Here is a 22,873-nt window from a genome sequence, read left to right as displayed (position 1 = left end):
ATCTATATGGTTAGAGCGAGGGAATTTTTAAAATGACAACATATACACCAATGATGCAACAGTATTTACAGGTAAAGGAAGATTACAAGGATGCCTTTTTATTTTTTAGATTAGGCGACTTTTACGAGATGTTTTTTGAGGATGCTATTAATGCCTCACAACTTTTAGAAATTACATTAACGAGCCGAGATGCTGGTGCAAAAGAGCGAATTCCAATGTGTGGTGTTCCACATCATTCGGCAAAAAATTATATTGAAACACTTGTGCAAAAGGGCTATAAGGTTGCAGTTTGTGAGCAAACAGAAGATCCGAAGCAAGCAAAAGGTGTAGTGAAGCGTGAAGTCGTACAACTTATTACACCGGGTACGATCATGGAAAGTAAGTCGCTCGATGGTAAATCCAATCATTTTATTGGCGCTGCAGAGCAATTTGATGATACGACATTTGGCTACGCTTATTTAGACTTATCTACAGGTGAAGCAGTAGCCTCCTCGATTGAGGGCGACGGTAAAGCACTATTAATGCAAATGCAGGCATACGGTATTCGTGAATTAATTGTCACGGAAAATTTGCAACTGCTATTAGCAGAGCATGCAGTCAATGTCGGTATCGTCCTTTCTATTGAAACAGATGAAATGACGTTGGCTAAAGCTGCACATTATGTAGAAGCGGTGCCGAATGATTTACAAATCGCTTGCCTTCGTTTGCTTCATTATATCGATAAAACACAAATGCGTTCCTTATCACATATCCAGGCATTTACGTATAATGAAATGAAAAATTATTTACGTATTGACTCTAGCTCTAAGCGTAATTTAGAGCTTATTCAATCTATTCGTGGCGGCGATCAAAAGGGCACGCTTTTATGGTTGTTGGATGACACCGTGACGGCAATGGGCGGACGAAAATTAAAGCAATGGTTACACCAACCTCTTGCTTCACGTTCTGCCATTGAAGCGAGACTAGCGAACGTCACTGATTTGTTGGAGGAGTATTTTGTAAGAACGGAGCTCCAAGCCTCTTTAAAACAAGTATACGATTTAGAACGTTTAGCTGGACGTGTAGCTTTTGGTAATGTAGGTGGACGTGATTTAGCGCAGCTACGTGATTCTTTACGTCAAGTACCTGTAATTCAGCAGCAATTACGTGGTGCTAATAAAGAAACATTGCAGAAGCTAGGTGCAGCACTTGATACGTGTGCGGATGTGGAGGTACTTTTAGCTCGTGCAATTACGGACAACCCACCAATTACGATTAAAGAGGGGGACGTCATTCGCGATGGCTATAATGAGCGTTTAGACGAACTACGCTATGCCTCACGGAATGGGAAAGATTGGATTGCTCAGCTGGAGCAAGAGGAGCGGGCGAAAACAGGTATTAAAAACTTAAAAATCGGCTACAATCGAATTTTCGGTTATTATATTGAAATTACGAAATCTAATATCCATTTAGCTGATTTAACACGCTATGAACGTAAGCAAACTTTGGCAAATGCTGAACGTTATATTACGCAAGAGCTTAAGGAAAAAGAAGCATTAATTTTAAATGCGGAGGAAGAAAGTTTAACGTTAGAATATAATTTGTTTGTGGAAATACGTGATGAATTAAAGGCGTTTATTCCACGTGTACAAGCATTAGCGGCAAGTATTAGTGAGCTGGATGTGCTAGTAAGTTTTGCGAGTGTTTCAGAGAAATATCGTTTTACGAAGCCTGAGTTTCATGAAGGACGTGCGCTAGAAATTATTGAAGGGCGCCATCCAGTTGTTGAGAAAATGCTTAATAAGCAAATGTATGTGCCAAACGATTGTGTTCTTGAGGATAATAACAATATGATGCTGATTACAGGTCCGAATATGTCTGGTAAAAGTACGTATATGCGTCAAGTTGCACTAATTGTTGTGATGGCACAAATGGGCTGTTATGTGCCTGCTGAAAAAGCTAGATTACCAATTACAGATCAGATTTTTACACGCATCGGTGCGGCAGATGATTTAGCAGCGGGACAATCAACCTTTATGGTGGAGATGTTAGAATCTCAGCACGCCATTACGCATGCTACAAAAAATAGTTTAATGCTATTTGATGAAATTGGTCGCGGGACATCTACTTATGATGGCATGAGTCTTGCTCAATCCATGATGGAATACATCCATGATAAAATTGGAGCAAACACACTGTTCTCAACTCACTATCATGAATTAACGGCACTAGAAAAGGAGCTTCCTCGACTGCAAAATGTACATGTATCTGCTACTGAAAAAAATGGCACAGTTGTCTTTTTGCATAAGGTGAAAAAGGGGGCTGCCGATAAATCTTACGGGATTCATGTAGCACAGCTTGCTCAATTACCAGAGGAAATTTTAACAAGAGCACAAGTACTGCTTGAAAACTTCGAGGCAGGAAGCGAAGCTGGACACGAAGCCGAAAACGAAGTAGTCGTGGTACAGGAAGTTGATGAAAAGCCAATGCAAATGTCCCTATTTACAGAAGAAGAACCAATTTCTCCTGCAGAATCTGAGGTGCTTAAAAGCCTAGAAAAAGTAAATATTCTAGGCACTTCACCAATGCAAGCGATGAATATTTTATATGAATTACAGCAACAACTAGTAAATGCAAAAAAGTAAAGGAGTGATGCGCTATGGGAAAAATACAAATTATGGACGAGTGGCTGTCCAATAAAATCGCGGCAGGGGAAGTAGTAGAAAGACCGGCCTCTGTAGTTAAAGAGCTTGTTGAAAATGCCATTGATGCAGGAAGTACGTCCATTGATGTTTTTTTACTAGAAGCGGGCCTCACTTCAATTCAGGTCATTGATAATGGTAGTGGTATGGATGAAGAGGATGCATTAATATCATTCTCTCGCCATGCGACAAGTAAAATTCATCAGGAGCATGATTTATTTCGAATTCGTACACTTGGCTTCCGTGGTGAGGCATTAGCTTCCATTGCATCAGTGTCAAAAATGACACTGATTACATCAAATGGTGAATCAGGAACGTATTTAGAGCTTGAGGGTGGGCATATCGCCACACATAAACCTGGCCCTTTGCGTAAGGGAACAGATCTTACAATAGCACAGCTATTTTTCAATACACCCGCTCGATTAAAATATATGAAAACAATACAGACCGAGCTTGGGCATACAATTGATCTAATGAATCGCCTCGCACTCGGAAATCCACAAATTGCGTTTAGATTGCTGCATAACGGCCAGCAATTGCTACAAACAAATGGACGAGGGGATGTTCAGCAAGTGTTAGCGGCCATTTACGGTGTGCATAATGCTAAAAAAATGGTGGCATTCAGTGGAGAATCACAGGATTATAAAATTTCTGGCTTTGTATCACTACCTGAGGTGACTCGTGCCTCGAAAAACTATATGTCGTTATTTGTGAATGGTCGCTGGGTGAAGCATTATTTAATACAAAAAGCGATTGTAGATGCTTATCATACGTATTTGCCCATTGAACGTTTTCCGATTGTAGCGCTCTTTATAGAGGGAGATCCTTATTTAACAGATGTCAATGTTCATCCTGCCAAGCATCAAATACGTTTAAGTAAGGAGCCTGAGCTTCTTAAGCTAATTGAGGAAACGATACGAGAGAATATTCGCCATGTTATTCGAGTACCGCAAATGGAAAAGAAGGAGAAAGTGGCAAAGTCTGAGACAGAGCAGTTAAATATTTGGAAACCTGCACCGAAGCTTAATGTGGAGAAAATGAATGCTATTGTAGAGAAACTTTATGATGTACAAACTGTTCAAGAATCCAACACATTAGATCCTTTAGTGCCACAATCTGAAGTCCCTACTGCCGTTGAAGAAAGTTGGCAACCGACACCAATGATGGAAGTGAATCGTCCTGAAGAAGAAGTGACACTAGAAGAGCCAATGGAAGTTTTGGAGGATGAGCTTCCGAAAGAGCCATTCCCTGCACTTGAAGTAGTAGGGCAAATTCACGGCACGTATATTGTTGCGCAAATGGAGGATGGCTTTTATTTAATTGATCAGCACGCTGCTCAGGAGCGTATTAAATATGAATTTTTCCGTGAAAAGGTCGGTCAGGTGAATCCGAATGAGCGTCAGGCTTTATTGCTGCCATTGACTTTCCATTATGCTGCTGACGAGGCTCTTATTTTAAGAGAAAATCGACAGGAGTTAGAAGCTGTAGGCGTATTTTTAGAGGAATTTGGGCAGGCATCATTTGTCGTAAGAGAGCATCCGAGCTGGTTCCCTAAAGGGGAAGAACAGGAAATTATTGAGGACTTAATTGAACAAGTGCTGACAACTAAAAAAGCGGATGTCAAAAAATTACGTGAGGCGGCAGCGATTATGATGAGCTGTAAAAAGTCGATAAAGGCCAATTATTATTTAACGAAAGAGCAAATGGAAGTGTTATTGCGAGATTTACGCAATGCCGACAATCCATTTACATGCCCGCACGGACGTCCAGTACTTATTCATTTTACATCTTATGAAGTGGAAAAAATGTTTAAACGGGTAATGTAATTATAACGCCTAGAACAAAGGTTCAAAAGTAACATACACAGTACATGTGCATAAAAGGAATTTTGTAGGTAAAGCATATACAAATGACTCATCATCAAAAGTTGTGGATGACATTTTGCTAGAATGTATGTCATGGATATTAAGTTGATTGGAGTGGAGACTGGGCGACTCCTTGGGGATTAGCGTCACAGATGAGACCCTGCAGCGAAGCGAAGCGGCTCATCGGACGCCCCCAGGAAAGCGCCCAGTCGGAACGGAAATCAACTACATGTTATGGTGATGAGCTATACGAATGACATTGGAGTTTCTATGCTTAAAGTTATAACTAGTTATACAATCAGACATATACAGCAAAAGTTACACGTATTTTCAATTTATAGCAAATGGGGGAAAAAGGTATGTTTTCATTTGAGCATCGTCCTAAAATTATGCATTTTTTAGAGCAATATAGCTTTGACGTTTTAGTCATCGGTGGTGGCATTACTGGTGCTGGCATAGCACTTGATGCAGCATCGAGGGGGTTATCAGTCGCTTTGATAGAGAAGCAGGATTTTTCTGCTGGTACATCAAGCCGTTCAACAAAGCTTATTCACGGTGGACTTCGTTATTTAAAGCAACTTGATGTAGGTGTAGTAGCGGAGGTTGGGCGTGAGCGTGAAATTGTATATGACAATGCTGTTCACGTTACAACGCCTGAAAAAATGCTACTACCATTATATAAAAAGGGCTCACTTGGACCATTGTCAACATCATTGGCATTGAAGGTCTATGATCGATTAGCAGGTGTTAAAAAGCATGAACGTAGAACTATGTTAAACGCTCAGGAAACGGCAGCGCTAGAGCCTTTACTCAATCAAGATGAGCTTATTGGTGGTGGCTATTACGTTGAATATCGTACAGATGATGCCCGTCTAACTATTGAAGTGTTGAAAAAAGCTGTGGAATATGGGGCACTTTGTCTAAATTATGCGGAAATGACAGGGTTTTTATATGAGAAGAAAAAGCTTGTTGGGGCACAAGTGACGGATCATGTTACAGGGAAAACAATCGATGTGCATGCTGCGCAAATCGTCAATGCAACTGGACCTTGGGTAGATGAAGTCCGTCAAAAGGATAAAGTAGTAGACAAAAAACAATTACGTCTCACAAAAGGGGTCCATATTGTCCTTGATCAAAAAGATTTTCCATTACAGCAAGCCGTGTACTTTGATATAGTGGATGGGCGTATGGCCTTTGCAATTCCACGTGATGGTAAAACGTATGTAGGAACAACAGATACAGTTTACGAGGGAGACCCTACACATCCGGTCGCTACCCGAGAGGACGTTGATTATTTAATTGTAGCTGCAAAAACAGTGTTTCCAACTGCAAATATTTCAAGAGATACGGTTGAATCGTCGTGGGCAGGTGTGCGTCCACTTATTTATGAAAAAGGCAAGGATCCATCCGAAATTTCACGCAAAGATGAGATATGGACGGCTCCAAGTGGGCTAATAACAATTGCCGGTGGTAAACTGACGGGCTACCGTCAAATGGCAGAAACAATCGTTGATAAAATTGTAAAGATCCATAAATATAAGCACGCAAGTCCATGTGTAACACGTGAGTTGTCACTTTCCGGTGCAAAGGGCATTAATGCCATTAATTTCCCTGATTATAGTTCTTATAAAGCTAAAGAGGGCGTTCAGTATGGCCTTAATTATGATGAAGCAAAACAACTTGTACAAAAATATGGGACAAATGTTGACGCATTATATAACCAGGTGAAATTTTTACATGAGCACGGAAGTACGATGCCTTTAGTTTTACATGCCATGTTACTTTATGGCATAGAAGCGGAAATGGTGTATACGCCAAGTGATTTCTTTATTCGTCGAACAGGCTTATTATACTTTGATATTGATGCAGTAAAACGTTATAAACAGCAGGTCATTCAAGTGATGCAACAACATTTTAACTATACAGAGTCACAAAGAAATACTTATGTAGCTCAACTAGAGCAAGCTATTTTAGATGCAACAAATTTTGCAGAGGAAGGAGTGTAGGTAATGCGTTATATTGAAATGTCAGATGGCCATTTTCTGTTTATTCGAACATTAAAACCATCGAAGCCATGTATTGGTCATATTCATATATTGCATGGCATGGCGGAGCATAGTGAACGTTATGTTACATTTGCCAATAGCCTAAACGAAGCGGGCTATGCAGTGACAATGCATGATCATCGAGGGCATGGAGAAACAGCGGCCTATAATGGCACATTAGGTTTTTTTGCTGAACAAAATGGGTTTGATCGTGTCGTAGAGGATGCGCATGAAGTAGTAACATTTTTGCATGAACAATTTGCAGATGTACCATTAATTATATTTGGTCATAGTATGGGATCGTTCATTACTAGAAGATATATACAATTGCACAGCGATCAAGTGGATCACGTGATTCTTTGTGGAACAGGGAATGTTACAGCATTGCATACGATGGGGAATTTAGTAGCAAAAGTATTAGCCAAACAGCTTGGTAAAGAGACAGAGAGCAAGTTATTAAATAAGCTGAGCTTTGGTAGCTTTAATAAACAGTTCCCGAATTCGAAGACTGCTTATGATTGGTTATGTTCAGTAGAGGACGAAGTGGAAAAATATATAGATGATCCGTATTGTGGCTTTATCCCAACAAATCAATTTTTTGTCGATTTAACAACAGGTTTCAGGTCGTTAAATCGTAAAAGTGAAATAGCAAAAGTGAAAAAAGACTTACCGATATTATTGATAAGTGGTAGCAAAGATCCAGTAGGAGAACAAGGTCAAGGTGTATACGCTGTTGCAGAACAATTTACAGAAGCAGGCATACAGGACGTGACGGTCTACTTATTTGAGGATAAGCGCCATGAAATCCTAAACGAGGATAATCGAGAGGCAGTCTATCAAGTTTTATTACGGTGGTTAGAAAAATATGATACAAGATAAAATACAACAGGCAGAGGTCGTAGCAATCGTAGGACCTACAGCATCTGGGAAAACAGCATTAAGTATTGAGTTAGCAAAAAAATATAATGGAGAAATCATTAACGGTGACTCCATGCAAATCTATCGAGACTTAGATATTGGTACAGCTAAGATTACGGAAGAAGAGATGGAGGGTGTACCCCATCATTTACTAAGTTTCAAAGAGCCAACAGAATCCTTTTCAGTAGCAGACTATCAAAAATTAGTGCGAGCTAAAATTGCAGAAATTCAAACGCGTGGCAGGCTACCGATTATTGTAGGGGGCTCAGGTTTATATGTGCAGGCAGTACTCTTTGATTTTCAATTTACAGAGGAGCAGGTAGATGAGGTGGCACGGAAAGCCTATTATGAAGAACTGGAAAAATTAGGCCCAGAGGCGATGCATGCTAAGCTGAAAAAACTTGATCCACAAACAGCGGAGACTATTCATCCAAATAATACTCGCCGTGTCATACGTGCGTTAGAGATGATTGAGCTTAGTGGCGTTTCAAAGGCATCCGAAGAACAAAATCGTGGAGAGGTTCCACTGTACAATCATGTGATTTTAGGGCTCGGGCAAAATATGTCACGTGAAGTGCTCTATGATCGTATTAACCGTCGTGTTGATATAATGATGGAAAAAGGACTTTTAGAAGAAGTAAAGGGCTTATGGCAGAGAAATATTCGTGGTGTGCAATCAATCCAAGCAATCGGCTACAAAGAATTATACGATTACTTAGATGGTAAATGCTCTTTAGAAGAAGCCGTTGACAGCTTAAAGCAAAATTCTCGCCGCTACGCGAAAAGACAGCTAACATATTTCCGTAACAAAATGGATGTATATTTTGTTAATAATGAAGAAAAACTTTGAATAATTTCTAAAAATTACTAATTGCTAAATTGGTAGAACATGCTACTATAGGAATGAAGAGGTAGAAAGAGAGTATAGGGAGGTATATTTGATGAAATCAATTAACTTGCAAGATACATTCTTAAACCATTTACGTAAAAATAATGTCTTTGTAACTGTGTTTTTGTTAAACGGATTTCAGTTAAAAGGAACTGTGAAATCCTATGATAATTTTACAGTATTATTACTAGATGCTGATAGCAAACAACACCTTATTTACAAACACGCTATTTCTACATTTGTTCCAGCAAAGCAAGTGGATTTTTTAGAGACAGGTGAATAGATCATTCATCATCAAAAGTTTGGGAATCAGATTTTATAAAACGTTTACCATTTGAATAAGTTGCTCTTCGTTACGACTGAGTGACTCCTTGGGGATTAGCGATTTAGAGGAACGAAGGCTAAAAGCATCACGTCCAGTGATAACGCCTTCGTGACCAACAACAAAGCGCCCAGTCGGAACGGAAATCAACCTCACGTTATGGTAAGGAGCCGTAAAAAACTATACTTAAACAGTTAGTGTTCTTGACACTAGCTGTTTTTTTGCCTTCAGGCTATAATGTAAGAGGAAATTGACATTTTGGAGGACTACACAGATGAAATCTATGGATACAACAGAAATAGTAGAACTATTAGATGCAAACGAAGACCTATTCATTATTGATGTTCGTGAAGAGGATGAGGTAGCTCAGGGTATGATTCCTGGTGCTCAGCACATTGCTCTTGGGACAATCCCTGAGCGCTTAGAAGAATTAGATACTGCTAAGCCATACATTATCGTTTGCAAGGCAGGCGGACGTTCAGCAAATGCTTGTGCATATCTAGAAGCTCAAGGCTTTGACGTAACAAACCTTGAAGGCGGCATGCTTGCTTATGATGGAGAGTTAGAATTTAAATAATGACATACTAAAAAAAGAAAGAGCCTTTCAATATTCGCTCTTTCTTTTTTTATTGCGCTTATTTTTTTAGTGAGTCTATAATAAGGCTAAAATTTTTTTCGAAATGATTGTATGGATTTTCATTTTTTAGCTCCCGGATCTTTAGGTTATAACTGGCAAAGTTTAAACCGGCACCGTAAATTTGTAATGCGCCATTCGCAAGATCTCCTCTCTGAAGGTGTTCTATACCTTCCATTAAGAAGTTTTCGCTCTCATCGAAGTGACATTCAGTAATGTTTTTATCTCCACTGTGAAATAACTTTAAGTTTTCAATGATTTTATTCGCTGTATCTTCACTTATTGAAGCGTCTACATTGATTAATATTTGGTTTATCGGTTTTACTAGCTGAGCATATCGGCTATCATAATTCTCGCATGTTTCAGCAATTGCGTTTCTTAGCTCTTTTGTGTCCAACGTCTCTTCACCTACCTTTTTAATTTTGTCCTGCCTTAGATTTTATTAACTCCCAAACTTATTTAGCACACCAGTTTTCATTAATTTTTATCGTTTTGGCACTTATCAAAAGATAGCATCTAGCATTAATATTCTTGCGCACGAATATTCAGAAATGTGTTACAATTAAAACCGTTAAGGAGGGATAAGTATGTATCGAACAATAGCACCCCCAACAATGTCTTTACAGTAGAATCTACTGTTTAGGCATTCATTAAAAGCTTGCTAATTCTCAATAGATTCTACTGTATATCGGAGACTATATACATGTAGAAAGTAGGAATTAGAAATGAGCGGAAAACCATCTTTTATTGTATCGATGATTATTTTTGGCGCTGTCGGTGTTTTTGCAAAATATATTAAGTTGCCTTCAAGTGAAATAGCCTTTTGGATGAGTCTCATTGGCTCTTGTTTTTTACTGTTGATTTTCCTTTATAAAAAAGAAAAATTTACGAAAACAACTATTTTGCAAAATAAATGGCCAATGATACTTTCGAGCTTTGCTTTATGTGGCAATTGGATTTTTCTTTTCCAAGCGTACAAGGAAACAACCATCGCAAATGCGGCACTAAGCTACTATTTTGCTCCAGTACTAGTAATTTGTTTATCACCAATCGTTTTGAAAGAGAAAATAGTTGCACGGAAAATCTTTTATGTTTGTGTTGCGCTAGTAGGCCTGTATTTTATTGTCCAAAGTCAAACTACCGAAACGAGCGAACATTATGTCGGAATTATCTATGGGCTTATTGCAGCTTGTTTCTATACAATAGTTACATTCACCAATAAGTATATTCATGGCTTAAAAGAGCCCGATAATACGATTATTCAGCTTGCTTTAGCAGCGTTATTCCTCGCACTTTATCTTGTGGGGACTAATGGGTTCAAAGTAATACAAATCGATATAAAATCAATTAGTTTACTTATAGCATTGGGCATCGTCCATGCTGGGATCGGCTTCTATCTGTTCTTTTTCGGAATGCGTCATTTAAAAGGGCAAAGTATAGCTATTTTAAGCTATATTGATCCGCTAACATCATTACTGATTTCGGCGATAATTATTGGAGAAAAAATGACGACCCTACAAATAATAGGCGCTATTCTTTTGCTCGGTGCAACATGTCTGAGTGAATTAGACAAAACAAAGTTGATCTCACAGCGATAAACAAACAGGAAGCTCCCAAGCCTTTATGCATGGGAGCTTCTATTTTTGCTTAATGACATACTATAAAAAATAATTAAAGAGAAAAGGGACCAGCATATCCGTTCACTAAAAAAACCATGAAGCTTGAAAATTTAAAATGTTGACACATTAAACACTTTGACGTAAATTAAAAATAATTGCATAAAAGCATTAGGTGCCCATTGCGGGAGAATAGGGAATAAAGTGAAAAGCTTTAGCGGTCCCACCACTGTAAAAGGGAGTTTCATAGAGAATGCCACTAGCATCGTTCTGGGAAGGTTCTATGAAATGTTGAAATTGAGCCAGGAGACCTGCCTATCTGCTTCGTATTATATAGACGATGGAAAAGTCTGTAGTTTATTTGTTATGGATAAACTACAGGCTTTTTATTTTTTTCTCTAAATCATTCTTCGAGTAACAAGGGCAAATAAGAAAGGGGAAATTTTCATGCAATTATTACAACAAACGATCCAAAACATTCAAAGTGCAGACCACAAAATGATGGGGCAGGCAAAAGAACGCATAGATGCACTTTGCAAGCCTCCTGGTAGTTTGGGGAAGCTGGAAACTCTAGCTGTGCAACTATCCGGTATTACAGGTGAACTATATCCTGCAATTGATAATAAAGCAATTATTGTCTGTGCCGCGGATCATGGTGTCTGTGAAGAAGGAGTGACGCCGAATCCACAAAATGTGACGGTCTTCCAAACGCTAAATTTCCCAAGAGGAGGAACAGGTGTCTGTGCTGTCGCGAAAATAACGAATGCAAAAATTGTTACGGTAGACGTTGGGGTTAAAGAGGATATTCCACATGATGCTGGTGTCATCATTAAAAAGATTAAATATGGTACGGATAATATGGCAAAGGGTCCTGCTATGTCAAAGGAAGAAGCCATTCAATCAATTGAAGTAGGAATTGAAGTAACTACGGAAGAAATCAAAAAAGGGATAAATGTACTCGGGACAGGTGAAATGGGTATCGGTAATACAACACCTAGTGCTGCTATATTATCGGTTCTTCGCGAGTGTCATCCGAATGAAGTGACAGGCTTCGGTGCAGGAGTCGGACCAGGAGGAATAGCACATAAAGTAGAAGTCATCCACAAAGCTATAGCATTAAACAAACCAAATCGTCATGATGCTATTGATGTTCTTGCAAAAGTCGGAGGGTTAGAAATTGGCGCGATGGCAGGGGTAATACTTGCTGCTGCTGCACATCGCAAACCTGTTGTTATTGACGGCTTTATTTCTACTATCGCTGCTCTAATTGCGTACGAACTTGAGCCAAACGTAAAAGACTATATTATTCCTTCTCATGCTTCTGAAGAACCTGGTGCAAAAATTGCTGCTGAAATGCTCGGAATTGAACCAATGCTACAAATGAATATGCGATTAGGAGAGGGCTCTGGTGCAGCTTTAGCCTTTCCTATTTTGGATGCAGCAAGCTCTATGATGAAAAACATGACTACATTAGAGGAAGCTATGTTACTGTTGAAAAAGTAGATTTATTAATCTTTAGGTACTTATTGTCGCTGCTGTGGATGCACGGCGTTTGTGAAAATAAGAAAAATTCAAAACAAGCCCAAATCTGATATTTGGGCTTGTTAATATGCAACGGTATAGCTATGCTCGATTCAACTTCCGCAACGGTAACCGCCATTTCTTCGTATATGAAAGTATTCTTAATACTGTGATCACACCAAATAATACATATAAAAAGATATCCCCTGAGAAAAGTTGAAGTCCGATAATAAGCCCGGCTAGTGCTGCCCAAACACCATAAATTTCATCACGGAGGACTAATGGTTGTCGTCTAGCTAATAAATCGCGAACAATTCCACCACCTGACCCTGTTAAGACAGCAGCTACAATAACTGCACTAATAGGCATGTCGAGCTTTACAGCATAGAGAGCACCTTGAATGGCAAATGCGGATAATCCGATAGCATCGGTAAAATTGCCCCAGCGATGCCAATGCTGAATAAGACGGTGCGGAAATAAGAAGAATAGCGTAATCGCTGCAATGGCAATTTGGAACATCATATCTTGACCCCAAAGTGTAGTTACAGGTAAACCTATCAATAGATTTCGTATAGCTCCACCACCGAAAGCAGTTACGATACCGAGTATATAGACACCGAATAAATCATATTCTTCTTCCATTGCAATTATTGCCCCGGAAATAGCGAAGGCAATTGTTCCAATGATACTAAAAACCTCCCAAGCCAACCCTTTCACCCCTTAAGTGAATAAAATCATTTCTTGTTGTAGATTAGTTACTAATACGAACTAGAAAACATTAAAGTCTTCTTTTTTGTATCAGAAGCAAAGAAAGCATCGACTTATGATTTGGAATTATCAGATATTAAGTATCTAATTATAGCAGAAATGCATAGATATAGTTTTTAATTTAACTAAGCGCCTAAATGCAATTAGAAACACAAGCAATTTTTGCAGGCAAGCTCACAAATTGTTAAGATAAGATTTGAACAAATGTGAAATGGAGAAGAACATAATGACTTTTACAACCAATTTATTAGAAGAAACACTAGCATTAGCTGCTAAAATAGAAGATAAGGTACGCCCTTTTCATGCAAAGGTAGAAGATATGGCGTTCTTCAATCAACAAAAAGTGCTTGCTGCATTCCGAAAGCATCAAGTAAGTGATTATCATCTGCACCCATCTAACGGTTATGGCTATGATGATGAAGGGCGTGACAATCTAGAACGTGTTTATGCAGAGGTTTTTGGAGCGGAGGCTGCTATTGTGCGTCCGCAAATTATTTCTGGTACACATGCAATCACACTTAGCTTATTCGGAGTACTACGTCCTGGTGATGAATTACTTTATATTTCGGGGCAGCCGTATGATACGTTGCAATCAATAGTCGATGGTGGCGATAAAGATACTGGCTCGTTAAAAGATTATAAAATCGGTTATAGCCATGTGGATTTATTGAATAATCAAGAGATCGATTGGGAAGGTGTTGTAGCTGCAATTACAGCAAACACAAAAATGATTGCTATCCAACGTTCGAAGGGCTATGCAACACGCCCATCCTTTACTATTTCGCAAATTGCAGAAATGTGTGCAAAGATCCGTGAATTAGCACCGAACGCAGTTATTTTCGTTGATAATTGCTACGGAGAATTTGTTGAGGCACTAGAACCGACAGAGGTTGGAGCGGATTTAATAGCAGGCTCGCTCATTAAAAATCCTGGTGGAGGCTTAGCGAAAATTGGTGGTTATATTGCAGGTCGTGCAGATTTAGTAGAAAAATGTGCTTACCGTATGACATCGCCAGGTATTGGTGCTGAGGCAGGTGCAACATTAAATACGCTCGGTGATTTCTATCAAGGATTTTTCCTCGCGCCACATGTTGTATCTCAAGCATTAAAAGGTGCCATTTTCACAGCTGCTATGCTGGGAGAAATAGGCATGAATACATCGCCAAGGTATGATGCGAATCGTACGGATTTAATTCAATCGGTTTCTTTCCAAAAGGCGGAACAAATGATTGCTTTTTGCCGTGAAATTCAAGCAAACTCACCAATTAATGCGCATTATGCACCAGAGCCAGCGTATATGCCTGGCTATGAAGATGATGTCATCATGGCTGCTGGAACTTTCATTCAAGGTTCAAGCATTGAGCTCACAGCAGACGGTCCTATTCGTCCGCCATTTACCGCCTTTATTCAAGGTGGGTTAACATACGAGCACGTAAAATTTGCTATTTGTAGTGCTGTTCAAAAAATCCAAAAATAAGTAACGAAAAACTATTCAAAACCTCCTTTTGAATAGTTTTTTTACTTATGAACGAACAGTTGAAGATGAAGCTTCTTAAAGTGAATGCCATTTATCATCATTCAGTAGAAGACTACTTCATGATGAAATATCCTAACACCTACTGAATGGAGATAAAGCCTCCGGCGGATGTCACGGATCTTCAAAATCCGGAAGCAATTACGACAAGGCGAAATTGATATAAGTTGATTGGAGTGGAGGCTTGGCGACTCCTTGGGGATTAGCGATAGAGGAACGAAGGCTAAAACCATCACATCCCGTGATAATGCCTTCGTGACCAACACCGTGTTGGCCCGAGACCCTGGAGCGAGCAACGCGAGTGAAGCGGCTCATCGGACGTCCCCGGGAAAGCGCCAAGCCGGAACGGAAACCAACCCCACGTTAGGATGTGAAGTATAGTTTTTTACAATTTTTCATCATTTCAAAAAATATTTTAATCAATGTTAGGAAAGCTTACATGAGTGGTTGACACTATAAATTTTTCGTTATATGATTAGCGAGTATTGGAGGGGAACTTAAATGAGTCGTGAAATTAGACGAACTATGCCGTTATTATCTATGAATATCGTAATGCAATTGACAGAGCTTTCGGCACGTCAGATTCGTTATTATGAAGAACACCATTTAATTGAGCCGCACCGAACAGAAGGCAACCGTCGAATGTTTTCATTAAATGACGTCGATACACTGCTGGAAATTAAAGATTATTTGGATCAGGGTATGAACATGGCGAAAATTAAAAAGCTGTTCGCTAAAAAGAATGAACCTGTTTCAACAGATGAGCGTGATTTAAGTGACTCAGAATTACGTAACATCATGCGTGAAGAAGTGCGTCAAGCACAGCGCATGCAAAAATCATCCATCCGTCGTGGGGATTTATCTCGATTCTATTAATAAAAGGCAACATCATTCATGTCTTTATTAATAGAGTAGGGTAATTATAAAAAGCTAGACAATTTATAGGAGTGTGGAAAACTGTGGGTAAATACACTAAAGAGGACATTAAACGTCTAATCGAAGAAAAAAATGTAAGCTTTATACGTCTACAATTTACAGATATTCTTGGCACAATCAAAAACGTTGAGATTCCTGTAAGCCAATTAGACAAAGCACTAGAAAACAAAATGATGTTTGATGGCTCATCCATTGAAGGCTTCGTACGTATCGAAGAATCAGATATGTATTTACATCCTGATTTAGATTCTTTCGTAGTGTTCCCTTGGACTTCTGAAAAAGGGAAAGTAGCACGTTTCATCTGTGATGTATACACTGCTAAAGGCGAGCCATTTGCTGGTGACCCACGAAATAACTTAAAACGTATCCTTAAGAAAATGGAAGATATGGGATTCTCAAGCTTCAACTTAGGACCTGAACCAGAATTCTTCTTATTTAAATTAGATGCAAAAGGTGAACCGACACTAGAAGTGAACGACCACGGTGGTTACTTCGACTTAGCACCAACTGATCTTGGCGAAAACTGCCGTCGTGATATCGTACTAGAGCTAGAAGAAATGGGCTTCGAAATTGAAGCATCTCACCATGAGGTAGCTCCTGGACAACACGAAATCGACTTCAAATATGCAGACGCAATCACAGCTTGTGACAATATTCAAACGTTCAAATTAGTTGTTAAAACAATTGCACGTAAACACGGTCTACATGCTACATTCATGCCGAAGCCATTATTCGGTGAAGCGGGTTCTGGTATGCACTTTAATGTTTCATTATTTAAAGGTAAAGAGAATGCATTCTTCGATGAATCTACTGAACTAGGTCTTTCTGAAACAGCAATGCAATTCATGGCAGGTGTCCTTTCTCACGTTCAAGGCTTCACAGCTGTGACAAATCCAACAGTTAACTCTTATAAACGTCTTGTACCTGGTTATGAAGCGCCGTGTTATGTAGCATGGTCAGCTCAAAACCGTTCACCACTGATCCGTATCCCATCAGCACGTGGTCTTTCGACTCGTGTAGAAGTACGTTCTGTGGACCCATCTGCTAATCCGTATTTAGCGATGGCTGTTATTTTAGAAGCTGGTCTTGAAGGGATCCGTCGAAACTTAACACCACCAGCTGCTATTAACCGAAACATCTACGTGATGTCTGATGAAGAGCGTAAAGCGAATGGTATCGCAAACTTACCACCAGCGCTTGATGATGCTTTAGCATTACTTGCTAAGGATGAAGTAGCTCAAGCAGCTTTAGGTGAGCATATTTATGCAAACTTTAAAGAAGCAAAAGAAATCGAGTTCGACATGTACCGTACAACAGTACACCAATGGGAACGCGATCAATATTTAAAAATGTACTAATTAAAACGTTGGGGCTATGATGCTCCAACGTTTTTTTGTGCGCCTAGCCTGGAAGTACATCATTTTATGCGGTATCTTCTGATAGAATTTAGTAAATTTTATCAAAAGAAGGTCTTCAAAATAATAAAAAGAACGCAAATTAATACATAAAAGCTAAGTTATTCGTAAATATTTAAGTTTTTCTTATATGCCCTATACACACTTGACTACGTGCATTATTATTTTAAAAGAGGTGAATTAAATGGAGATAGTATCATCGTTTGGATTTATAAGTATATCAATTTTTTATCTTTATCAAATTATCTTTTTTATCTTTTTCAGAAAAAAAGAACCTAAAGAAGCTTCTTTAAAGTATTATAAATTTACATGTGTGATTAATTTCTTGATTTTTCTCGCGACTCTTCCAGTAGTGTTTTTACTTGGTGCTATGTCATCATCTCTTTTTCCGTTTTTAATCATCAGTGGTTTACCATTACTATTCTTCATTTGGTCACTAAGAGATTTACTAATTTTACAAAAAGAAGAAATAAATAGATACATAGACTAATAAAAAATGCATTCAACAACCATTTTTAGCGATAAGGAAGTCAATTTTATTAAAAGTCAAGAGGTTAAGTAATTCGCTTGTTACATCAGTATTCTTTATGAAATGTACAACATTATAACGAATTATTTTTAAGCTGAACTAATTTCTGCATTAGTTCAGCTTTTATTTGTGATTAGAACTCTCGAACCTTTTTCACCTTTCGAATTATCTAATTTCCCCTCTTTCTTTAATCGTTCCACTTCAATTTGATTGACCATTTCAAAATCAATTTCACTAAAAGAGGAATTCAACAATCCTTGCTCTTCCTCATAATCAAACCCCGTCGCCCCCTGGAAATGCACTTTTCCCTGAAATACTTTCTTTTTCGGTTCGTAATGATCCTCTAATGTAACCAAATCGGTAGCTAATAAAACCTCCATCAGATTTTCATGAGGCATATGACTAGCTTTCTTTATTTCCATATTTTGCACTCTATATATATTTGTAGCAGTCATGTAAACTATGTCTATTGGTAAAATTTTAATAGAAGAAAGTAGGAGCAAACCAATGAAAGCACTATATGTTTTTTTATCTTCCCTTGTATTGTTTGGACTTATTTCTGTTTCGCCAGCAGAAGCAGCAGCAGCAGAAAAATCCATCGATATGTATTTTTTGGAGGATGTTGATTACGATCATTGGGCATACAATGAATTGGAACGCTTTGTGTATTCGGATATCATAGACGGATATGTGGAAACAGAATCGTTTGAAGAAGATGGAGAGGAATATGAATATACATCCGTCTCTATAAAACCAAAAAATCCGATTACTCGTGCTGAATTCACTAAAATTTTAGTGAATTCGATGAATTTACGTGCAGGTGAAACAGTTAAATCGTTCCCTGATGTAAAACCGGCGAATTGGTATTACGAGTTTGTTAAGGTTGCTAGTAGTCAAGGCATTATCAATGGTAAACCAGACGGTACTTTCCGACCGAATGACAAGATTACACGTAACGAAATGGCAGTCATGATTTACCGTGCATTCGAGTCAAAGCTTGATTTTTCAGTAACAGGAAAAGTATTCCCAGATGTACCAAAGGGGAATTTCGCCTATGAAGCAGTTGTGAAAACGGCAGCTGTAGGAATTATCAAAGGGTACGGAAATGTTTTCAAGCCTTACAATGATGCAACTCGTGCTGAAGCTATCGTGATGATTGACCGTGCCTTGCATCTAGAGCCCGAAACAGATGGAGATCAACTTGCGATCATTCAAGCAGTTGATCGTAACATTAAAGATGAGACGAAATTCACTGAACAACAAGACTTAAAAGCATTAGAAGCACTTTATCGTGAAACGACAATTGGTTACCAATTAGCTTATTCACTTGATAGTTTGGATATGGCAGGTATGTTTGAAGAATCAGATGTTATATTCAAGAAGGAACAGATTGGTGAATATGCGATCAAAGTTGTATCTGTAAATAATCATTTTGCTCAAGTCCGTATTGATAACTTAGTATATAAAATATCTTTGACAGCGCCAGATATGTCTTTTAACATGAAAATTGACTTATCAGGAACTGCTCATCTTAAGAAAAGTAATGATGGTAAATGGAAAATTTATAACGTTGTTCTTGATGAAGATGACTATGAACAAGATTGGAAAGAAACATTAGAAACTGAGATCAACTAAGAACAAAAAAAGCGTAAGGAATTCTCTGAATCGCCCCGTAAAAGTTAGACATCAATCTAACTTTTACGGGGGTTTTTTTATGGCAAAAGTAAATGCCGAAAATTGATTCAAGCAGTCCAGCGATACTTAAATGGAAATGAATCTATGATTGAAATCGCGGAAGAATTGGAGTGACAGATAGGGTTGTAAGTGAATGGGTTTGCCGTTATTGAAAAATGGTGTAGAGACTTTCTTAAAATCCTAGTAGGAATGTTAAGCAGCAAAAAATAAAATGTACACTACTAAAATTGAAATTTAGTAATGTACATTTTTATAATAATTGCAACAATATAAACAAGTTATGATATAACAATTACTTGTCTTTAATATTACAGTGTATCCTCATCGCATCTATTTTAATAGCCCATATGATGGTGGCACGGCATATGCTGCTGATGGTGATGTTGATGATGCCCCATGTGATGATGATGCCCCATGTGATGGTGATGGTGTCCCATGTGGTGATGTTGGTGGTGATGATGTGGCATATGGCAAGGCTCAGGTGGCATTTCGCAAAGTGTATGAGTCTCACAACATTCATTCACGACAGACTCAGTGCAAGGGAAATGATACTGATGATCAATTATATGTTTATTAACTGTTGTTACATGTGCTGGCTGTACATGTGGTACAACTGTATGGATGTAATTTGTGCGTACATAATCCTCTGGTGGACAACAATGTGGCGGCTCATATTGAGTTGGACATGTAAGTGGTGGACAACAATGCGGGCCTTTTGCATGATGATGGTGATGCATATGCTGCATGTGATGCATATGCTGCATATGTTGCATATGTCTTTCCATGGTAAAACCTCCTGTTTTGATAAGTTGTGGTTCATAATTAACATATGAGATAAAAGACGATATGGTCTATTTGTATGCCTATTAAGGGCTGGTTAAATCTCTTAGGCAATCAAAATAGGTATGATTAATGGAGGGGTTCACCAAATTTTAGACGTCGTCAGTCACTGTAAAATTGAGGTTTGTTGAAAAGTAATGATACAAAGAAGAATTGCAAATAATGTTAGAAGAGAATAATAATAATATTAAATTTTAGATTGAATAAAAATGCATTTTGTTGTAGAATTAACCGATGTATCGTAGGTTTACGATATTTTTTAGCTCATAAAAATGAGTGATAGTGATTATTCTAAAAAACTTTATGCATTGAGGATTTTAATAATAAAAAAGTAGTGTTTGGGCATTCCTTCCTTACTTTTTAAAGGAATGTTTTTTATTTGATCATTCATTAACTACTCAATGCAAAACTTTATACAGATATACATTTCTTGGCGGTTTTAAAGTACCTAACAAGCTTGATGTATAAAACTTCGAAAAAACCTAAAGAAATGAGGCTTTAAATGATGAAAAAATATCCTACTTCTTCATACTTTTTCTTCATAATTCCGTCTCTTATTGGTGTTCTATTATTTATGACACCAGTCTTAACGGAAGATGGATGGAAAGTTCCGATTGCTATTTTAGCAAATTTATTAGCAGGTTTTGTTGCACCTATTATTAGTTACTTTACTATAATTATATTTGCGATTTCGGCAATTGGTTCACTCATTGCCAAATTTGTTCCTCGGAATAATGCAAAGGAATCTAGTATTTTATATACATTATTTTATGTAAATTGGTTTTGGACAATTATAAGAGTCATCGGTTTAGTATTTGCCTCAATGGTCGTGTTTAATTTTGGACCATCCGCGATTAACAATGAAAATACGGGTGGATTATTAATGAATCCTGACGGTGGTTTAGTAACATTTTTATTTACGATTTTCTTATTTGCAGGCCTACTATTACCGTTTTTAACAAACTTCGGATTGCTTGAATTTTTCGGAACGATGATGGTAAAAATCATGCGTCCGCTCTTTAAAAGCCCTGGGCGTTCATCAGTTGATGCACTTACATCGTGGGTTGGTGATGGAACAATTGGTGTTCTTATGACGAGTAAGCAATATGAAATGGGGAACTATACGAAAAAAGAGTCAGCCATTATTGCAACGAGCTTTTCTGTAGTATCCATCACATTCTGTATCGTAGTACTAGATACAGTGCATTTATCACGCTATTTTATTCCATATTACTTAACGGTTGTACTTTGCGGTCTTGTGTTAGCGATTGTTATGCCGCGAATTTTTCCACTTGCTAACAAAGAAGACACTTATATCGACGGTACACCAGTAGATTTATCACGTGAGGAATTACCTGAAGGCTATAATTCTGTGTCTCACGGCTTAGAAAATGCTTTAGCCGTTGCGCATGCAAATCGTGACCCACGTCAATTTTTGAAAGATGGGACTAGAAATGTCTTGGATTTATGGATTGGTGTAGCACCGATCGTTATGGCATTTGGTACGGTTGCTTTAATGCTTGCTGAATTCACTAATATTTTTGCATTTTTAGGAAAACCGTTTGAACCTATTTTAACAGTACTTGGTTTACCAGAGGCAGCTGAGGCAGCGCAAACGATGGTTGTTGGCTTTGCTGACATGTTTTTACCTTCAATTTTAGGAGCAGGAATTGAAGCTGAAACGACACGATTTGTGATTGCTGTCGTTTCTGTTACACAGCTTATTTATATGTCTGAAGTCGGTGGCCTTATTTTAGGTACAAAAATTCCACTGAAATTTTTAGATCTAGTAATTATTTTCTTAATTCGTACGATTATTTCACTACCAATCGCAGCATTAGTTGCACATATACTCTTTTAGATTAAAAAGGCAATTGTTCGAATTTCACTAATGCGAACAATTGCTTTTTTCTTTATTAAAGTACGCGCGAAAAAGGAGAATATCTATAAAAAGGAATTCAGTGAACATAATATAACTTGCACATAAATTCATTGAATTGGGAAAAACTACGTTTAAAGTGATGATACTGAGGTGATAAAATGGACAGAATTTTTTCTCTCTGCTTAAGTTCTTGTTATTTGTTATTTTCTCAACCTAGTGATGCCTATATAAAAGACTCACCTAGTTCGTATGAAGAGGTCTATCCTGAAATAGGCTATAAAACGGTTGAAGGAGCTGCCTACGATTTCGAACGGCACTTTCATCAAGGACTAAAGCTACCACTTCGAGTACCTCCTATTAGTTTTACACATCATTTTGGTCGGTTTAATGATCTAGATGGTGACATGAACGATTTTTTTGAAGTTACATTTGTTAATAATCAACTTCCTGAACATCATTATAAAATAACGGTTCGACCTATTCAGTATAAGTTTCCAGTTAAAAAGGAAAGTGTAGTAAAGACTTTCGTATTGAAAAAGGGAACGACTTCAATCTATATGGAAGTCTCGGGTTTTCATGTACTTGCTTTCGAAAGAGAAGATTGGCAATATATGCTGTGGATTGATAAAAGAGTTTCAAATAAGGTGACACCTGAAGTGTTAGTTGACATTGCTAATTCCATTGACTATACAACGTTAGAGGATGAACGGGGTTAATTCAGCTAGAAAATGCCAAGACCTATAGTTTTTTGGTCTTGGCATCATTTTTTTTGAAAGTATGCCG

At 38.1% G+C, this 22,873-nt stretch carries 20 protein-coding genes and 1 riboswitch; of the genes, 16 read left to right on the top strand and 4 right to left on the bottom strand.

What is annotated here, in order from left to right; genetic code table 11:
* Positions 1-32: 32 nt before the first annotated feature.
* From mutS to AC3WSK_RS00465, 7 genes are all read left to right on the top strand, one after another.
* Entirely contained in the window at positions 33-2,624 is a 2,592-nt protein-coding gene (gene mutS / locus AC3WSK_RS00495; RefSeq protein ID WP_492411407.1) for a DNA mismatch repair protein MutS, read from the top strand.
* 14 nt (positions 2,625-2,638) lie between these two features.
* A complete protein-coding gene (gene mutL, locus AC3WSK_RS00490) occupies positions 2,639-4,507 on the top strand; it encodes a DNA mismatch repair endonuclease MutL (protein ID WP_492411405.1) in 1,869 nt (622 codons plus the stop codon).
* Between the two features lie 398 nt (positions 4,508-4,905).
* Positions 4,906-6,552, top strand: coding sequence for a glycerol-3-phosphate dehydrogenase/oxidase (locus tag AC3WSK_RS00485; RefSeq protein ID WP_079560556.1), 1,647 nt, complete (start codon positions 4,906-4,908; stop codon positions 6,550-6,552).
* Positions 6,553-6,555: 3 nt separating this feature from the next.
* Complete coding sequence (locus AC3WSK_RS00480; RefSeq protein ID WP_079560558.1) at positions 6,556-7,470, top strand: alpha/beta hydrolase; 915 nt, start codon at positions 6,556-6,558, stop codon at positions 7,468-7,470.
* Complete coding sequence (gene miaA, locus AC3WSK_RS00475) at positions 7,457-8,359, top strand: tRNA (adenosine(37)-N6)-dimethylallyltransferase MiaA (RefSeq protein ID WP_492411402.1); 903 nt, start codon at positions 7,457-7,459, stop codon at positions 8,357-8,359. The genes AC3WSK_RS00480 and miaA overlap by 14 nt, the downstream gene beginning before the upstream one ends.
* A gap of 91 nt (positions 8,360-8,450) precedes the next feature.
* Positions 8,451-8,681: an RNA chaperone Hfq gene (gene hfq / locus AC3WSK_RS00470; protein WP_079560563.1), complete on the top strand. Its 231-nt coding sequence runs from the start codon at positions 8,451-8,453 to the stop codon at positions 8,679-8,681.
* Positions 8,682-8,994: 313 nt separating this feature from the next.
* Positions 8,995-9,297: a rhodanese-like domain-containing protein gene (locus tag AC3WSK_RS00465; protein ID WP_079560565.1), complete on the top strand. Its 303-nt coding sequence runs from the start codon at positions 8,995-8,997 to the stop codon at positions 9,295-9,297.
* Between the two features lie 58 nt (positions 9,298-9,355).
* Here the strand turns inward: AC3WSK_RS00465 and AC3WSK_RS00460 are convergent, their stop codons facing one another.
* On the bottom strand, positions 9,356-9,751 hold the full coding sequence (locus tag AC3WSK_RS00460; RefSeq protein WP_079560567.1) for a hypothetical protein: 396 nt from the start codon (positions 9,749-9,751) through the stop codon (positions 9,356-9,358).
* A 328-nt stretch (positions 9,752-10,079) separates the two neighbouring features.
* Between AC3WSK_RS00460 and AC3WSK_RS00455 the strand changes: the two genes are divergently transcribed.
* Positions 10,080-10,952: a DMT family transporter gene (locus tag AC3WSK_RS00455; RefSeq protein ID WP_492411399.1), complete on the top strand. Its 873-nt coding sequence runs from the start codon at positions 10,080-10,082 to the stop codon at positions 10,950-10,952.
* 174 nt (positions 10,953-11,126) lie between these two features.
* A riboswitch (cobalamin riboswitch) is annotated at positions 11,127-11,303 on the top strand.
* A 114-nt stretch (positions 11,304-11,417) separates the two neighbouring features.
* Positions 11,418-12,473 carry a nicotinate-nucleotide--dimethylbenzimidazole phosphoribosyltransferase gene (gene cobT, locus AC3WSK_RS00450; RefSeq protein ID WP_079560572.1) on the top strand — a complete coding sequence of 352 codons (1,056 nt, stop codon included), beginning with the start codon at positions 11,418-11,420 and terminating at the stop codon, positions 12,471-12,473.
* 120 nt (positions 12,474-12,593) lie between these two features.
* Here cobT and AC3WSK_RS00445 read toward each other — a convergent pair whose 3' ends face one another.
* Positions 12,594-13,199 carry a trimeric intracellular cation channel family protein gene (locus tag AC3WSK_RS00445; RefSeq protein ID WP_079560574.1) on the bottom strand — a complete coding sequence of 202 codons (606 nt, stop codon included), beginning with the start codon at positions 13,197-13,199 and terminating at the stop codon, positions 12,594-12,596.
* Positions 13,200-13,485: 286 nt separating this feature from the next.
* On the opposite strand from AC3WSK_RS00445, the gene AC3WSK_RS00440 reads away from it, so the two are divergent.
* The 4 genes from AC3WSK_RS00440 to AC3WSK_RS00425 all read left to right on the top strand — a co-directional run bounded on the left by AC3WSK_RS00440 (position 13,486) and on the right by AC3WSK_RS00425 (position 17,634).
* Entirely contained in the window at positions 13,486-14,736 is a 1,251-nt protein-coding gene (locus AC3WSK_RS00440) for a methionine gamma-lyase family protein (RefSeq protein WP_427482668.1), read from the top strand.
* Between the two features lie 558 nt (positions 14,737-15,294).
* Complete coding sequence (locus AC3WSK_RS00435) at positions 15,295-15,669, top strand: MerR family transcriptional regulator (RefSeq protein WP_079560583.1); 375 nt, start codon at positions 15,295-15,297, stop codon at positions 15,667-15,669.
* Positions 15,670-15,752: 83 nt separating this feature from the next.
* A complete protein-coding gene (gene glnA, locus AC3WSK_RS00430; protein ID WP_079560586.1) occupies positions 15,753-17,087 on the top strand; it encodes a type I glutamate--ammonia ligase in 1,335 nt (444 codons plus the stop codon).
* Between the two features lie 241 nt (positions 17,088-17,328).
* Positions 17,329-17,634 carry a hypothetical protein gene (locus AC3WSK_RS00425; protein WP_427482670.1) on the top strand — a complete coding sequence of 102 codons (306 nt, stop codon included), beginning with the start codon at positions 17,329-17,331 and terminating at the stop codon, positions 17,632-17,634.
* Positions 17,635-17,789: 155 nt separating this feature from the next.
* On the opposite strand, the gene AC3WSK_RS00420 is transcribed toward AC3WSK_RS00425, so the two are convergent.
* Positions 17,790-18,095: a hypothetical protein gene (locus AC3WSK_RS00420; RefSeq protein ID WP_492411396.1), complete on the bottom strand. Its 306-nt coding sequence runs from the start codon at positions 18,093-18,095 to the stop codon at positions 17,790-17,792.
* 85 nt (positions 18,096-18,180) lie between these two features.
* Here AC3WSK_RS00420 and AC3WSK_RS00415 point away from each other — a divergent pair, with 85 nt between their 5' ends.
* Positions 18,181-19,308, top strand: coding sequence for an S-layer homology domain-containing protein (locus AC3WSK_RS00415; RefSeq protein ID WP_492411394.1), 1,128 nt, complete (start codon positions 18,181-18,183; stop codon positions 19,306-19,308).
* Positions 19,309-19,703: 395 nt separating this feature from the next.
* On the opposite strand, the gene AC3WSK_RS00410 is transcribed toward AC3WSK_RS00415, so the two are convergent.
* Positions 19,704-20,153 (bottom strand): CotD family spore coat protein, encoded by a 450-nt coding sequence (locus AC3WSK_RS00410; RefSeq protein ID WP_240518227.1) that lies wholly within the window; start codon positions 20,151-20,153, stop codon positions 19,704-19,706.
* A gap of 560 nt (positions 20,154-20,713) precedes the next feature.
* On the opposite strand from AC3WSK_RS00410, the gene AC3WSK_RS00405 reads away from it, so the two are divergent.
* Both AC3WSK_RS00405 and AC3WSK_RS00400 read left to right on the top strand, forming a co-directional pair.
* On the top strand, positions 20,714-22,069 hold the full coding sequence (locus AC3WSK_RS00405; RefSeq protein ID WP_427482767.1) for a YjiH family protein: 1,356 nt from the start codon (positions 20,714-20,716) through the stop codon (positions 22,067-22,069).
* A 179-nt stretch (positions 22,070-22,248) separates the two neighbouring features.
* On the top strand, positions 22,249-22,806 hold the full coding sequence (locus AC3WSK_RS00400; protein WP_079560594.1) for a hypothetical protein: 558 nt from the start codon (positions 22,249-22,251) through the stop codon (positions 22,804-22,806).
* Positions 22,807-22,873 lie beyond the last annotated feature (67 nt).

Source organism: Lysinibacillus sp. EB271-A1-10B, from assembly GCF_058791335.1.
The sequence above is the reverse complement of the archived record's forward strand: the minus strand, read 5'-3'. Positions and strand labels throughout refer to the sequence as shown.